We start from the raw sequence: 14,291 nt of genomic DNA, 5'->3' as shown, positions 1-14,291 counted from the left end.
TTGTGTCTTGCCGAAACCATTTTCATTGGTTGCAGCAGCAGAGCCAGTATCAGGCTCGCCTGCCAATCCGGGGCCGCGTCGCATCAACGGTCAGAAGCTGAGCGCAAGGCCCAGCGACGCGCCCGTCACGTCCTTGCCGAAAGCATACCGCGCGACAATGCGCACACGAGAGAAGAGCTTCGTCACGGCGCCCGTGTCGATTTCCAGGCCGGCGCCGAGCGATGTCAGCTGATTAAAGCCGAGGACGTCGGCCTGGCTGCCGAGGTAGGTCGAATGCGACAGTTCCAGGACGTACCGCAGCGGCCGGTGCAGCACGAGCAGGCCGGTCGGCGCGCGCCAGCGCGCATACAGGTTCGTGGACTGCGCGTTGGCCGACCCGCGGACCGCGCCAGAGGAACCGAAACTTTGCAGATAAATGTCGGTGAAACGAAGCTCCAGATCGAATTCATAGGGTTCCTTGCGGGGATACCAGCCCAGCATCAACGAACCTCCCAGGCCATAGGCGCTGAGCGAACCGTCGCGGATGAAATCAATGTTCTTGTCCACCTTCCGGTTGACGAGAAATTGCGCTGCGCTGGCGTCGCTCAGCACCTCGCCAAGCGAAAAGTTGAAGATCGGGCGAATGACCAGATCCTTTTTCTCGTTTAGCGGAAAGTCCCAGCCGATGCCGCCAGTCGCGGCGACGTTGGTCCATCGGGTCGGCAACGCACGCTGCTGCTGGCCGTCCGAGACAACGAACGTGGGATCGTAGCGCGACCCGCCGATTGCGCCTTCCAGATAGAGCGGAAAGTTCGGGCTCAGCGTGAAGCCGCCCCCAACCTGGGTCATGTTCAGGGACGGATTCCCGGTTGCGCCGTTGCGGATGCCAAGCGAACTCGCCGAAAGATCCGGCGTGACTGAAAACGATAGAAGCGCCAGCACGCCATTCGCGCGTCGCTGAACATCTGGTCCGGTCCAGGCAGGAACACTTTGCGCACAAGCACCGATTGGCGCGAACGACTGAACTACTGCGAGCAGCAGTGCGCATGCGTAAAGGCGAGTCCTCTGGCAGTGGTGGCATCGAAAGACATCGACGGATATCTTCAGCATGCTCATCCTTTCTTCCGGTGGTGAGTGCAGAGCTTAGCCAGTTGGGTCGTCATTTCGGCGACGTCTACGCCGGGGTAATGGCGCTCATACGCATTGCCAGACGTCGGGTGGCGTCGACGCTCGCGCAGTTTCCAACTGCGTAATGTATCAATCGCATCGGCGGATTGGAAGGCGACTGCCCCAAATTGCCCGAAGGTGCAATCGAACTGCCCCAACTCCCTATCGATAACCGCCGTGGCGTGGATCACACTCTCGTACTGACTGAACACCGTAAGCGTGCAAGAACGGTCAGGTGCACCAGTTCCCCGTTTTTTGCGTTTTGGCACCACGACGCCTGGATGCATGCGGCGGCCCCTTGGCCTGCCGAAATTGGGCGCGCGGAACAGCGTTATGGAATTTGATGGAGAAACACATGCGTCCACACATCCGGATGATTCGAATCCTGCGCGTTACACCCCGCGCAATATTGGGTGTCGCGCTCCTCTTCGGCGCGCACGCGGCGTCGTGCGCGAACCTCGGCTTTTTGAACGACACGCCGATGAGCTACATGAAGCAGCCCGACATCGACTCAATCAAGAAAGCCGCCGAGCTCGCCCTGAATACGAAGAGCGACGGCGAGTCGGCGCAGTGGAGGAATGAAGGCACGGGCAACAGCGTGAAGATCGATGCCACGCTCACGCCTGGCGACACGGAGAAGCACGGCGACATGACATGCCGGTTCGTCGCCGTCGTGCTGAACGCGAAAGGGCAGTCGATGAGTTTGCACCCGCAGTATTGCCGCTCCGCCAGCGGCCCATGGCAACTGCAGCGAAAGAACTGAAGCCTGGAATCTGGATGCCAGGCCGATACTCCGTTTCCCTTTTCCTTGGCGCCCGACGTGCAGCGCCTGGGCAACCGTCGATGTTCGGTTCCACATGGTGGAGTGCATCATGGCAGAAATTCAAACCTTGGCGCGGCGGCAGGAAATTGGGCGCGAGGCACGGGAACGCGCGAAGCGATCCCTGCACGCGCAAATCGGCGACACCGACCGCGATCCGATCGAACTGCTCAGGCAAAACAGTGCCGGGCGTGTAAAAGCACTCGTGCCGCTGCGATATGGACGCATGTCCGTCTCGCCTTTCACGTTTTTTCGCGGAAGTGCGGTACTCCAGGCGCACGATCTCGCGGCAACGGTGAACACCGGAATCACGTTTCCGATTTGCGGCGACGCCCATCTTTCGAATTTCGGCGGCTTTGCCACGCCCGAGAGGCAACTGGTCTTCGACCTCAACGATTTCGACGAAGTCGCGACCGGACCGTGGGAATGGGACGTCAAACGCCTTGCGGCCAGCTTCGTGATCGCGGGGCAGCATATGGGCGTGAGCAATGGGCCGATCGGCGATTTCGTGGCGACCGTCGCGCACGAGTATCGCGACCGCATGCGCGAGTACTCAGCGTACAGCACGCTGGATCTCTGGCACGAGATCGTAACGTTCGAACACATGATGGACACGGCTGCCACCGAGGAAGGTCGGCGCCTGCTGCTCAAGACGAAGGAAAAGGCCGTCGGGCGGACCAATGAAAGCATGCTGGCCAGGATGGCGACGCAGGATAACGGTCGGTGGTCGCTCCTGGACGCGCCACCCGCGCTGTTTCATCCGGCCGGACCCAACACCCTGCTCGGTAAGGACGAGGCGTGGTCCAACACGACGGCGTGGGACGGCAAACTCGCCAGCGCCTTTGACGACTATCTCGGCACTCTCTCGACCGAGCGTCGGGCGCTGATCGAACAGTTCGAGCTTCAGGACGTGGCGTTCAAGGTCGTGGGCGTCGGCAGCGTCGGCACCTTCTGCCTCGTGCTGCTGCTCGTTGACGGCCACGGCGCTCCGCTTTTCCTCCAGGTCAAGGAGGCGCGTGAGTCAGTCATCGCGCGTTATTTCCCCACTGAGGCCGTGCAACGCCAGGGGCAGCGCGTGGTCTCCGGGCAGCGGCTGCTGCAGGCCGCAAGCGATGCCTTTCTCGGCTGGACCACCGGCCCCGCGGGCCGCGAGTTCTACTTCCGTCAGTTGCGCGACATGAAAGTGTCGGCCGAAGTCGAGCGCATGAACAACACGATCATGCAAGGCTACGCTCGCATCTGCGGCTGGGCGCTCGCCCGATCTCACGCCAAGGCAAGCGGAAAGGCCATCGAGATTGCGGCCTATCTGGGTAGCGGAAACCGGTTTGCCGACGCGCTCACCGAATACGCGTTTGCCTATGCCGAGCAGAATGAGAAGGACTATGGGGTGTTCGTACGTGCATGCCGATCCGGGAAGATCCAGGCTCGTAGCGACGAAGACATGGCGGCGGATTTCCGTATTTGACGCACCACACGAAACCGACGGGCTACGCAGGAGCGCGGCCGATCCGGAAGACCTTCTGCGCTGCGCCACATCCGCTGGCGCCGTGCGAAGCAAAGCGTACTGACTGCGGATGCGCGAGCGAAGATGGTTCACGCATATACCGCAAACCTTGCGAGCGTCATGTCGTCATGCTCCCACGGACGAACTTTGACACGCGGGTGAACGACCACTAGCTTGGAACTCATTCCGGGCAGTTTGGCGGCGTAAGTTGTTTCGACGTTCTGCGCCCCGAAAACGACTGAAAAACTGCAGCTGGTCTCAACCACGAATTAGCCAGCTCCACAATCCGCTGCGCCATGACGAAGAGTTCGCGCCGCACAGCCAATAGCTCGGCTAATGTGTCCATATCGGACGACCCAGTTGGTGCGCAGTGCGTCGCGTTACACGCCTCACGTCTTCCAGGGCTTCCAGCAATCCACCGATATCGAGCTGCATTGACCTGTCCACAGGCGTCCTGCGGGCGTGGGTACCGCCACCCCTAAAATCTGAACGTGATGTTCGCACTCGGACCGCTGAAGCGCAGTGTCTGTACAAGTTGATCGCCCGAGCCGTAAAACGCGAGGTATCGGTACGTCAGACTGACATCCCCCCACCTCGCGGCGTAGCCCACCCCGGCCAGCGCCTGCCAGGTGAACCTCGAGCTTCCGGTCCCGACGTCGAGATAGTACGGGACATACCAGCGCCCGTCCCCGCTAAGCAGCAGACGTCCACGCACGCCAGCGAAGCCGTTGAATATGTTCTGGACTTCCGATGCGTGAACATTCGGGTTCACCGACGGACCGCCTTCGACGCTCGCAGAATACAAGACGTCCAGCGTCGCCTTTATACCGAGGTACCGCATACCCACTATCGCGTCGACATTGCCCCAGGGCTGTCGCAGCACGGTACGTCCGCCGCCTACCTCGACGAGTCCACCGCTCAGGCTCGTCTCGACGCTGCGCTGGGTCTCACCCGATCCGAGGGCGCCGTTGAATGCGTTGACCGAGCCCTCATGGCGCCCGAAGTTCAGATAGATTGTGTCGCCGAAAATACTCCAGTCGCCCTTTCGTGCTTCGCCCTGCAGCATCAGCGCGAACCGCAGGTTTTGCAGATAGTTGTAGGGCCCGGTGGACGCATCGGCCCCTCCCCGCGGAAGCGTAAAGCGCAATGTTCCGCTCACGCTCGGCAGCCATAGATAAGGCGCGAGTGCGAACTGCCAGTGCGCGTCCGTTTCGGCGGAGCCCGGATCGTCCGCGAGCGACGGCGTACTGCAGACTGCGATGAGGAGCGCTGCTAGTCCATTAGCACTGCGATTCATGATGCGAGTCACCTGGTTATATGCGGCCAAAGTCACATCCTGTGCCAGCGGATGCAGCTTCAGGCCTAACGCGCTGGCCCCTTTAAAGGCCGGGCCGAACTATGCCATTTATCCGGAAGCTAGCATAAGCGCCACGTTCCGGGCAGCGCGGCGAGGCACTTCTGCAACACCCTCCAGTACGGGGCTGACAGCATAGAGGCTTGTCACGCGGGCGATGCAGCGACGTTTTTCCCGAAAAGGGAAACCGTCCTGCCCCGAATACCTATGGCGTATCGAGGTAGATCTGTCCGACACTCAGGAACGACGTGCGTCCTGGAGGCGCGGATGGGCGACTCGTCGTAGGGCATATCACCCTGTGCTGCCATCATCACGCCCCCAAGCTGGCACGCCTCCATCCAGACACAGAAAACCCAACCGTGGCGATGCCACATGTACTGAAAACACCCAGTCAAACATGCAGACACTGTCGGCCAGCATCCCGAAATTCTCCCGCAAATTGCGGTTGTTCTCGCCGCTGCTAGTCACGATCGCCGCGCTCGCACACGGCGCCGACAATAACGCCCGTCCCTCGTTCTTCGACGCCACGGACGGGCAGTTCGACATGAGCAACATGCTGCTGCAGCATAAGGGCGTGCTGCCGGTACCGGACATCATCACGGAGCCAGCGATCGGGTACGGGTTCGGACTCGCGCTGCTCTACTTCACCGTACCGCCCGCAGCCAAACCGGATAACACGAGCGACGGAACAAACGACGACACACAGCCACACAAGATCAAGCCGCCGAATATCACGGGCGTCGGCGGATTCGTAACGAACACGCACAGCTGGGCAGCGGGCCTTCTGCACTTCCACACCTGGGACGACGACCATATCCGCTATCTCGGAGTGCTCGGCAAGCTGGATCTAAACCTGAACTACTATGGCCCCCGCGGCAACGCTAACGCCTACCAGCTGAGCGGCATCGGCACCATTCAGCAACTGCTCTTCCGGCTGAGCGATAGCCCATGGTACGTCGGCCCGCGTTATACCTTTCTCGACTCGACAACGCGCCTCGGCCCCGCAATTCCTGAAGGGATTCACAACTTCCAGCGTGACCTGAAAGTCGGCAAAGGCGGTATCGTTATCGATTACGACACGCGCGACAATTTCTTCTATCCGCGCAGTGGCACCTATGCCGAACTCGAGGCCGAACTGGCCCGGGGAGGGCTGGGCAGTGACCGTTCCTTCGAAATGCAGGCGGCAAAGGCTTATCGCTGGATTGAACTGTCATCGAAATGGGTGTTGGGGCTGCGCGCCGATCTGGGCTTCTCGCAGGGCGATATTCCGTTCTTCGCGCAACCCTATGTCGATCTGCGCGGCGTGTCGCAGGCGAAGTTCCAGGACCGGCGCCAGATTACCGGCGAACTGGAGTTGCGCTACTACGTCACACCACGCTGGTCGGTGCTCGGCTTCGGCGGCGTTGGACGGGCCTATGGACAGCTGCACACCTTTTCCGAAGCGCCGACCGCCTTCGGCTTCGGTACAGGCTTTCGCTACCTGATCGCCCGCAAGCTGGGTATGACGATGGGTGTCGACATCGCACACGGCCCCGGGCAGAACGCGTTCTATATCCAGGTCGGCAGCGCATGGCGGTGAACGGATCAGGCGCGAACACGTGCAAGGGAATCCGTGCTGCGGCTTTCCTTCGGGGAACTGGAACGTGGCAATCACACGCGCGCCCCAATCGTGCGGTCCCGTTTCAGGGCTCGCGGCCCGGTTGCGCACACCTTCGCCGATGCTAAGGGGTTGCCCGCCCACTTTCAACGATCTGGTCACTTCGCATTGATCGGCGTAGACCACCGGTGATATTCCCGATGATACGTCGATTCCTATTGATTGACGCCGAAGTCCACGCGTCCTTCGTCATGTACGTCAGGAATGACTGGAAATAGGTTGCACTGACGCCGGGCCGGTCGCCATCGCCCGCAAACGACCAGAGAGGATTCGCCCGTGCGCCATACGTCCACGCGTTGGACTGTCACAGGAGAACGGCCGCCGGACCGGCCCCCACTTATCCGCTGCCCAGCAGGGAATCGGTAGCCGAGGGCAACTGCAGCGCGGGACCGACACCCCATATCAGGTCGTTTGCGGTCGACTTTTGTCGGGAGAAGAAGCTCTGAAGGATTGTCGCCCAAGCCCGTCTGTGAAGCCGTTCCTGGCGCAACGTCGTCCGGCAATGCAATCGGAAGAACGGTCCGTGAGACGAGGTTCGTTAATTGAACTGGAACGACACGCTGATTAATGCAGCCACGGAATTGCTCGGCTGCTTCGCTAGATCTTCGTCGCTCTGCGGAAATACTGGTCTGCACACCAGCGGCAGCGCCACCGCCATCAACGCGATGTTCAGGATGTTTCGTTTGACCATCCTGATCGTTTCCCCACCGCGGTTGGATCCTTGCAGGCGCAGCCTCACGCAGTCTCCGGGCCGGGTTCCGCAGGAACACTGAGGGTCCGGTGTGACAACGCCCCTGCACAGACTTCTTCTGCCGCCACGGACGGGGCGTGTCCACTCCTTCGCGGCTATCCGGACCGCCCCGGCTGCCTTACAGACTCAGACGGCTGATCTTGGTCCCCGACAGCGAAAGGTCACCCATCAGGCCACTGTTCGTGAGTACAAAAACCTCCACCGGCCTGGTCGTGGTCGTGGTATCGATCTGCCCGTTGGCGCCCACTTTCACGATAGCGACCGACGCGTCACCACCCGCTGACCAGCCGTTCGAATTACGGAATCTGTCGAGTGCATCCTGCGTCATGAAAAGATAAACCACGGCCTTCGACTGTAAGCCGAGTTCGGCACCAAACGATGCCGAGGTGAGGCTGTAATGGCCCACGGTGCCACCATCCACACGCAACGCACCGTCGCCATGCGCTCCGCCTACCAGTACCCCAGCCTGGATCACGGACGGAAAGACCAGCACTCCCCGAGCCTTCGCGACAAGTTCGCGCGAGCCAGGCGTAGTCTGGTAAAGACGCGACAGCGTGCCATCAACACTGGCGTCGATGGACTGGCGCCGATCCGCGTTGGACTGCTGGGTGGCGGGCTCGTTTGCCGTCGTCGTACATCCCGCCAGGACTGTGCCCAGAACGCCGAGAGCCACAGAAGCCTTAAGCATGAAAAGACGTGGTTGCATTTCACTCTCCGTTTTTTTGTATTCGAATCGCCGCAGGAACCGTAAACCAGAAAGCAGGCGAGATAACGACCGCATCGGTCGCCGTGTGGGACTGCAGTCCCGGCAGTGCCGGGCGCAAGTCCTTCAGCTGGAAGTTTCGGGCTTGCCGCCGTGCGTTGCCATAGGGACACGGGGCAATATGAATTGCCCGAGGGGGCAATGGCGCTTCCCGAAGTCCTACTGGCGAACCCGCTGAATCAGGGAAACAATCTGGGAGGACACAGATATGCGCCAAAACCCAAACGTTCCTTTCCGCTATGGCGCTGTTCGGGGCACTGGAATCGCTCATGTCGTACCACGATTCAATCGGAAGCCCTGCGTGCGGACGCATCCGTGGCGTTCTGCTGCTCGCGCGCTGGCATGGCCAGCGAAGCCGGCTTTCCGGGCGGAGCGCCGATAACTCTCACCCCGCCGAGAAAGACATCGATGCACTTGCCGCCACCGTGCGGTCCTGAACACAGGAGCGATAGCCAAACAACCGAATGGAGCAGTCGTGGCTCCGGAAATCGTCACGACATCATTGCGACCCATGTCAGCGGGTACATCGATCAGGAGCCGAAGAACTTGTCGTTACGTCGTCGTGACTGTGCGTGCAGGCGGACGGCCGTTCACGGCGAGCCCCGGTTATTGCCGGACCAATAACACGTCGCGGGAGATTCAAAGACCAAAATAACGCAGAAGAGCCCATGTTTCTGGCACGATGATGGGGTGCTTTTTCCATATTGGCTTATCAAAATATCAACTGTCCAGGCGCGGAATATCGACTTCCCGCTGGCACACGACGCGCTCACGGAGGCATTACATGGCAGCATTCGTCGATCATCCAGCCGTTATGCTCGTGGTCCTTTTCCTCGTATTCCTTGGCGCAATCGCCTTCGGCACGTTCGTCCTGCGACGTCTGATCGTGCTCCCAGGGGAAGAGCGGGACGACTTCAGTGTCGTGCTTACCTCGACGCTCACACTGCTCGCATTGCTCATCGGCTTCAGTCTTTCGATGGCGGTGAATCGCTACGATCAGCGCAAGAATCTTGAGGAGGCGGAGGCCAATGCCATAGGCACCGAATATGCACGTGCGGATCTCGCATCTCCGGAAGTCCGGCCTCCAATGAAGGCAGCCCTGGTCCGCTATGCTCATCTCCGCATCGAGGATTACCTGACGCGAGACCCCGGCGAGCTGGCACGCATCGGGCGAGACACGACCACCGTCCAGTCCGAACTGTGGAAGCTCGCGACCGCGGTGGCCGAAGGCAAACCCACGCCTGTCGGCGCCCTGGTCGTGGCTGGCATGAACGACGTGCTCAACTCCCAGGACTATTCGGAGGCCGCCCGAATCAACCGTGTGCCTCTCGGGTCCTGGATTCTCATGATCGCCATTGCAATCTTCGGCTGCGTGATCCAGGGGTACGGGGCAAAGGGAAAACTCAGCGTTGGCCTTCTGATCATCATTTTGCCCGTTACGGTTTCACTGTCCCTTGCACTCATTGCAGATATAGACAGCCCGCGTGGCGGCATCATTCATGTTCAGCCCCAGAATCTGTTGAGGCTGGCTCAATCACTGGAACATTGATACGTGTCCCCGCCCTCGCGAGTAAGCACGATGCGCGCATCACGGGCGTGCGCCACCCCAACGTGTGAATCAGGTTCCATGCATTTTCTTTTGGTTTCGATCAACCTCAAACTCGCTGAATCTCCGCTTCGACGCGGAACGGACCACGCATCTGTGTGAGGCAGCGACCTTCAAGATGAGCCACCGGTCGCTTTGCAACCGCGTCGACCAGCGGCTCGCCAGGGAACGGCTTCGTCAGGAGCGTATGTGCGCCCGCGCTTTCAACGGCGCGTCGCGTGCGCGCGCCGTTGAAAGCCGTCATGAACACCGCGGGCGGTCGTGGCAGATCCAGCATCGCGTAAAACGCAGGCTCTGACGTCCCCGGCAGGTTGACGTCGATGACGAGACAACGCGCCGTGCTGGCGAATTCGAACACGTCGGCATCTTCCGCGCTGCGAAACGGTCGCGTGTGAAACCCTGATAACCGCTGCAACCGCTCGACCGCTCGACCGCTAGACGCAAGCTTGCATCGTCCTCGACTATCAGGATCGTCTGTCGTTTTACGTCCATACGCCGCCAATGGAAACAGTCTCGGAGTCTTGTACAAACACGCGCGCGGCGCGTGAGAGAGCTGGGGCAGGCCCCGTTGACTTTCGGGTGAGCCTGCACACAAAGGGCCGCGCCACCGGCTTGGTTTCATGCGATTACATCGCAATCCCAGGTAATCCGTTTCATTCATGCGGAAATCCTCCCTCGAAGGGGAAGCTATGCGCGGAGGCGGATTAGGGCGTGGTCGCTCGCCTAGCCGGCCCACATGCACCAGTCGGTGAATCACCTTGCAGCATCGCCCCAATTACCCTGTCCAGCAATAGGGACTCGGGGCAGTCGGATTTCCCCATTGGGCAATATCGGGCAGCGATCTTCCCTTTCCCGTCGGTGGCTATTACATTACCCACAGCAGGCGTACTGTGTCATGCCGGAAAACGCCTGCCACGACGTTGCTTCCACGTTTTTGCGGCTTCTCGCTCGCACGCCGGGAGAATACGATGAAGAAAAGGGTTTCATGCATACTCATGCTGGCCGCGACGACCCTCGCCGCGCCACCTGTTTTCGCACAGGCATCAGCACCGGCTGCGGCGCAGAACGCCACCAATCCGGTCGATCCTGCCGCAGTCGAGGCGCTGCAGAAGATGGGCACCTGGCTCCAGTCACTCAAGCGCTTCAGCGTATCGACCGACCTCACCGGCGAGCGCGTGCTGGAAGACGGGCAGAAGCTTCAGCACAGTGCGAACGCCGAGCTCGACGTGGACCGGCCGCACCGCATTCGCGCAGTCCTGACCACTGCACGCGGCAAACGGGAGATCTTCTTCGACGGCAAGGCCGTGACGCTCTACACGCCTGCCCAGAAGTACTTTTCGACGGTTGCGTTCGACGGCACGATCGGCGGGTTGATCGACAGGCTGCGCGATAACTACGGCGTGGAAATCCCGCTTGCTGACCTGTTCGTCTGGGGCACGCCCGAGGCGCCCACCGGCCAGTTCGAATCCGCGATGTACGCGGGGCAGGACTATATCAACGACGACCTTTGCAATCATTACGCGTTTCGCCAGAAAGCGATCGACTGGCAGATCTGGATCAGCGCGGGCGCGAGTCCGATGCCGCGCAAGATCGTCATCACACGGCGCGACGACGATGCACGTCCACAGTCGGTCTCGATCCTCGACTGGACGATCCCCCCCCGCTTCAAGGATTCCGACTTCGCGTTCCATCCGCCGGCGGGCGCGAAGAAGATCGAAATCGTTCCTGTCAAGAACAAGGGGTAGACCGATGAAGACCAGACTCATGCGAAATCCCGCACGTCTTCTCACGCTCATGCTCGCTGCCAGCATTGCCTGCTCGGCACCGTCTCCCGCGAACGCCGTGGGGCGCGGCGCAGGCGCGGCGAGAGAGCGACCTGCCGGGGGTGGGCGCGCGCACGCCAATCGCCCGCAGATGAATAACGTGCACGCCGATGCGCGTACCCGTAATGTGCGCAACACGAGCGTGAACAATGTGAACGTGAACCGCAACGTCAATGTGGAAGCGCACGGCGATTACCACCACGGCGGCTGGGACAACGACTATCACCCCGTCGCCACGGCCGCCGCCGTCACGGCCACCGTGGCCGTGACGTCCGCGGTGGTGGGCTCCATCGTGCACTCGGTGCCGTCGAACTGCGTACCCGTGAACTATGGCGGCATGATCTACCAGCAATGCGGCAGCACCTGGTATCAGCCGCAGGGCTCGCAATACATCGTCGTCCAAGCGCCGTATTGAGACCCGGTCCCGTCCCCGGTTGCAAGACTGGACACCCCGTGAGTTCCGCACGCCCCTCAAGGCGGCCGCCGGCAGGCGGCTCGCTGGAGGGGTATCAGTCATGATGGGAGGACATCCATGAGTTCGGTGACGGAAAAGATCAAGGAAGAATTCCTGAAGGTGCTTCCGCCCACGATTTTCTTCTTTGTGATTCTTCACATCGTCGCGCTGATCCGCACGCTGATGGTCAGGGAGACCGGCATTACGCCGACTACCACTGCGTCGGTGCTGATTTCCTCGCTGATCCTCGGCAAATCCGTGCTGATCGCGGACATGCTGCCCTTCATCAACCGCTTTCCCGACAAGCCCCTCGTCTGGAACGTCTCGTGGAAGACGTTGATGTACACGCTGGTCGCCCTCGTGATCCATTATCTCGAGCGGCTCTATGACTTCTGGAAGGAAACCCACAATTTCGCCGCCGCAAACCACGAGCTGCTCACTCATGTCAGCTGGCCGCGCTTCTGGGCGGTACAGATTCTTCTGCTGACCTTGATTTTCAACTACTGCGTGATTGCGGAACTGGCGCGGGCGCTCGGCAAAAAACGGCTCAAGACGATGTTCTTCGGCCCGCTTCCCAAGGCCTCGAAGCAGTCGTAGTACTCGGGCGCCGCGCAAGGCGGTGCCCTCTTCTTCCAGCGCCCGAAACTAGAACGCCTTGCGCAGTTGCAACCAGCAGTGCGGCGAGGTATTGCTGTTCACGCTGAGTATCTCCGGCTGCCGCCCGAACGGGAACGCAACGCTCGCCGTGACGAGAAGCTTGTGCGGTCCATTCCACTGCACGCCGAAGCCCGCGCTGCTCAGCTGGCCCGTGTTGGGCCCGGGCACGAACGAATCCTTGTAAAGCTGCGCCCAACCGGTGTCGACGAACGCAGAGAACTCCCAGATGCCGGGGATGTTCTGGAACATGGTGTCGTGCCGGTATTCGACCGTCGCCAGATAGCCGCGCGAGCCCGACAGCACGCCCACGTCGTAACCTCGCACGCTATTGGGGCCGCCAAGGTAAAACTGTTCGGAGGTGTCCAGGTTCTTGCTCGACGTCTGCCCGGAAAAAGCCAGGTAAAGGGCGTCGTTGCGGGTGATCTGCTGCAGTCTCGACAGCGACAGTGCGAGCTTCACGTAATGACCCGCCGTGTCCGCGCCGAGCTGGTCGATGATATCGGTCTGGAGGTTATTCGCGGAAAGCACGCCATAGGTCATCGCGAGGCGAGCATTGGTCACGCCATTGGCGTCGAGTTGGTCGCCCGCCAGCGTCGTGGTAAAGCTGTTCGTGTGGCGGTCGTTCTGGAGGCCGATCACGTCGATATTGTCGTTGAGCCTGTGAAAGTCGTACTCGACCTGGCCGTAGAGATTACCCCGCGTATTACGGATCAGCGGCTGGGACAGAACCACGCCGCCGACGAATGCAGAACCGTGCGCATCCAGGTCGGAGAGGTCGTTGCGCAGATGGTAGTTCAGCCCCGACACCGTGGCGCCCAGCGTCGTGCCCTGGCCGTTGAGCAGATACCGGTAGTCCATGCGCCCATAGGTCATGCCGGGGCCCGACGTCAGTGCGCTGAAGTCCAGCAGGTCGCCCTGATTGAACGGGCCGTTGATGTTCAGGTTGCCGCTGCCGCGCACGCGACCACTATAAGGGTCGCCGAAGTTGTCCACGCCGGCGTCGCCCGTGACGCGCTGCTGCGGGGTCACGCCGACGAGCAGATCAGACGTGCCCACCTGCTGCCCGGGCCGGATCGTCGAACTCACCTCCGCGCCCGGAATGTCCTGCATCAGCAGCAGCGTGCGCTCGAGCTGGAATTCGCTGACCGGCTGGCCCGCCTGCAGCGCCGCGAGCGTGTTGTTCAGCACGCGGTCCGACACCTGGCTCTGGTTGTTCAGCGTGACGGCACCGTAGCGCGCCTCGGCAATATCGATCCGCACGACGCCGTTCTCGATCGTCTGCGCCGGCACATAGGCGGTGGCGAGCGGGTAGCCATGCTCGTGATACACGTCGCTGATGCGGTCGGCGAGCGCGTTCAGATCGGCGAGCGTAAGATTCTTGCCCTCGCTCGAGGCCACTACGTCATGCAGCATCCCGGTGGGCAACTCCGTGTTGCCCGCGATCTCGATGTTGCGGACCGGAAAGGTTTTCGTATTGTCGGCGGGCGCTTCCTTCGGCTGCTGGATCGTGAGGTCCAGGTTAGAGGGCGGCGGCTGCAATGAGGGCTGCGGCGCCTGCTGAAGCAACTGGCCGCCATTCGGCGGCGTCGGCACGCGCACTTGTCCGTGCGCGGCAAGGGCCGTCGCGGCGAGCGTGACGGCGAGACAGGTTCGTGTTTTGCGCAAGCGGTTCGGGCGAGTCTCGATCATGTCAGGGTTTGAAGTTCTCGTGGGGCGCGCTGCCGCGCGTGCGTTGTCTTTTCCTCCACCTAGAGGA

13 protein-coding genes are annotated in these 14,291 nt (G+C 61.1%); 7 read left to right on the top strand and 6 right to left on the bottom strand.

The annotated features are described in order from the left end of the window. Positions 1–90: 90 nt before the first annotated feature. Positions 91–1,095 carry a hypothetical protein gene (locus HV770_RS34135; RefSeq protein ID WP_425497538.1) on the bottom strand — a complete coding sequence of 335 codons (1,005 nt, stop codon included), beginning with the start codon at positions 1,093–1,095 and terminating at the stop codon, positions 91–93. A 424-nt stretch (positions 1,096–1,519) separates the two neighbouring features. Between HV770_RS34135 and HV770_RS34130 the strand changes: the two genes are divergently transcribed. Beyond that, positions 1,520–1,909, top strand: coding sequence for a hypothetical protein (locus tag HV770_RS34130; RefSeq protein ID WP_175165917.1), 390 nt, complete (start codon positions 1,520–1,522; stop codon positions 1,907–1,909). 109 nt (positions 1,910–2,018) lie between these two features. Further along, positions 2,019–3,431: a DUF2252 domain-containing protein gene (locus HV770_RS34125; RefSeq protein ID WP_175165877.1), complete on the top strand. Its 1,413-nt coding sequence runs from the start codon at positions 2,019–2,021 to the stop codon at positions 3,429–3,431. 517 nt (positions 3,432–3,948) lie between these two features. On the opposite strand, the gene HV770_RS34120 is transcribed toward HV770_RS34125, so the two are convergent. After that, complete coding sequence (locus HV770_RS34120; protein ID WP_175165876.1) at positions 3,949–4,767, bottom strand: hypothetical protein; 819 nt, start codon at positions 4,765–4,767, stop codon at positions 3,949–3,951. A gap of 454 nt (positions 4,768–5,221) precedes the next feature. Here HV770_RS34120 and HV770_RS34115 point away from each other — a divergent pair, with 454 nt between their 5' ends. Next, complete coding sequence (locus tag HV770_RS34115; protein ID WP_175165875.1) at positions 5,222–6,403, top strand: BamA/TamA family outer membrane protein; 1,182 nt, start codon at positions 5,222–5,224, stop codon at positions 6,401–6,403. Between the two features lie 616 nt (positions 6,404–7,019). Here HV770_RS34115 and HV770_RS34110 read toward each other — a convergent pair. Continuing rightward, entirely contained in the window at positions 7,020–7,220 is a 201-nt protein-coding gene (locus HV770_RS34110) for a hypothetical protein (RefSeq protein WP_175165874.1), read from the bottom strand. 130 nt (positions 7,221–7,350) lie between these two features. After that, the gene (locus HV770_RS34105) at positions 7,351–7,938 is read right to left on the bottom strand and encodes a BPSL1445 family SYLF domain-containing lipoprotein (protein WP_175165873.1); all 588 of its coding nucleotides are present in this window, start codon (positions 7,936–7,938) and stop codon (positions 7,351–7,353) included. A gap of 841 nt (positions 7,939–8,779) precedes the next feature. On the opposite strand from HV770_RS34105, the gene HV770_RS34100 reads away from it, so the two are divergent. Beyond that, entirely contained in the window at positions 8,780–9,544 is a 765-nt protein-coding gene (locus HV770_RS34100; RefSeq protein ID WP_175165872.1) for a bestrophin-like domain, read from the top strand. A gap of 106 nt (positions 9,545–9,650) precedes the next feature. On the opposite strand, the gene HV770_RS34095 is transcribed toward HV770_RS34100, so the two are convergent. After that, positions 9,651–10,262 carry a response regulator transcription factor gene (locus HV770_RS34095; RefSeq protein ID WP_175165871.1) on the bottom strand — a complete coding sequence of 204 codons (612 nt, stop codon included), beginning with the start codon at positions 10,260–10,262 and terminating at the stop codon, positions 9,651–9,653. Between the two features lie 307 nt (positions 10,263–10,569). Here HV770_RS34095 and HV770_RS34090 point away from each other — a divergent pair, with 307 nt between their 5' ends. The 3 genes from HV770_RS34090 to HV770_RS34080 all read left to right on the top strand — a co-directional run bounded on the left by HV770_RS34090 (position 10,570) and on the right by HV770_RS34080 (position 12,475). Then, entirely contained in the window at positions 10,570–11,346 is a 777-nt protein-coding gene (locus HV770_RS34090; RefSeq protein WP_175165870.1) for a DUF2092 domain-containing protein, read from the top strand. Between the two features lie 169 nt (positions 11,347–11,515). Further along, the gene (locus HV770_RS34085; RefSeq protein WP_425497537.1) at positions 11,516–11,839 is read left to right on the top strand and encodes a hypothetical protein; all 324 of its coding nucleotides are present in this window, start codon (positions 11,516–11,518) and stop codon (positions 11,837–11,839) included. Between the two features lie 117 nt (positions 11,840–11,956). Further along, positions 11,957–12,475: a hypothetical protein gene (locus tag HV770_RS34080; RefSeq protein ID WP_175165868.1), complete on the top strand. Its 519-nt coding sequence runs from the start codon at positions 11,957–11,959 to the stop codon at positions 12,473–12,475. Between the two features lie 48 nt (positions 12,476–12,523). Here HV770_RS34080 and HV770_RS34075 read toward each other — a convergent pair whose 3' ends face one another. Beyond that, entirely contained in the window at positions 12,524–14,224 is a 1,701-nt protein-coding gene (locus HV770_RS34075; protein ID WP_175165867.1) for a ShlB/FhaC/HecB family hemolysin secretion/activation protein, read from the bottom strand. Between the last annotated feature and the right edge of the window lie 67 nt (positions 14,225–14,291).

The organism is Paraburkholderia fynbosensis, assembly GCF_902859935.1.
GTDB classification, from domain to species: Bacteria; Pseudomonadota; Gammaproteobacteria; order Burkholderiales; family Burkholderiaceae; genus Paraburkholderia; species Paraburkholderia fynbosensis.
The sequence above is the reverse complement of the archived record's forward strand: the minus strand, read 5'-3'. Positions and strand labels throughout refer to the sequence as shown.

Coding starts and splice junctions, on each gene's coding strand:
- HV770_RS34135 (WP_425497538.1), bottom strand. CDS start 1,095: ATGAGCATGCTGAAGATATCCGTCGATGTCTTTCGATGCCACCACTGC.
- HV770_RS34130 (WP_175165917.1), top strand. CDS start 1,520: ATGATTCGAATCCTGCGCGTTACACCCCGCGCAATATTGGGTGTCGCG.
- HV770_RS34125 (WP_175165877.1), top strand. CDS start 2,019: ATGGCAGAAATTCAAACCTTGGCGCGGCGGCAGGAAATTGGGCGCGAG.
- HV770_RS34120 (WP_175165876.1), bottom strand. CDS start 4,767: ATGAATCGCAGTGCTAATGGACTAGCAGCGCTCCTCATCGCAGTCTGC.
- HV770_RS34115 (WP_175165875.1), top strand. CDS start 5,222: ATGCAGACACTGTCGGCCAGCATCCCGAAATTCTCCCGCAAATTGCGG.
- HV770_RS34105 (WP_175165873.1), bottom strand. CDS start 7,938: ATGCAACCACGTCTTTTCATGCTTAAGGCTTCTGTGGCTCTCGGCGTT.
- HV770_RS34100 (WP_175165872.1), top strand. CDS start 8,780: ATGGCAGCATTCGTCGATCATCCAGCCGTTATGCTCGTGGTCCTTTTC.
- HV770_RS34095 (WP_175165871.1), bottom strand. CDS start 10,262: ATGAATGAAACGGATTACCTGGGATTGCGATGTAATCGCATGAAACCA.
- HV770_RS34090 (WP_175165870.1), top strand. CDS start 10,570: ATGAAGAAAAGGGTTTCATGCATACTCATGCTGGCCGCGACGACCCTC.
- HV770_RS34085 (WP_425497537.1), top strand. CDS start 11,516: ATGAATAACGTGCACGCCGATGCGCGTACCCGTAATGTGCGCAACACG.
- HV770_RS34080 (WP_175165868.1), top strand. CDS start 11,957: ATGAGTTCGGTGACGGAAAAGATCAAGGAAGAATTCCTGAAGGTGCTT.
- HV770_RS34075 (WP_175165867.1), bottom strand. CDS start 14,224: ATGATCGAGACTCGCCCGAACCGCTTGCGCAAAACACGAACCTGTCTC.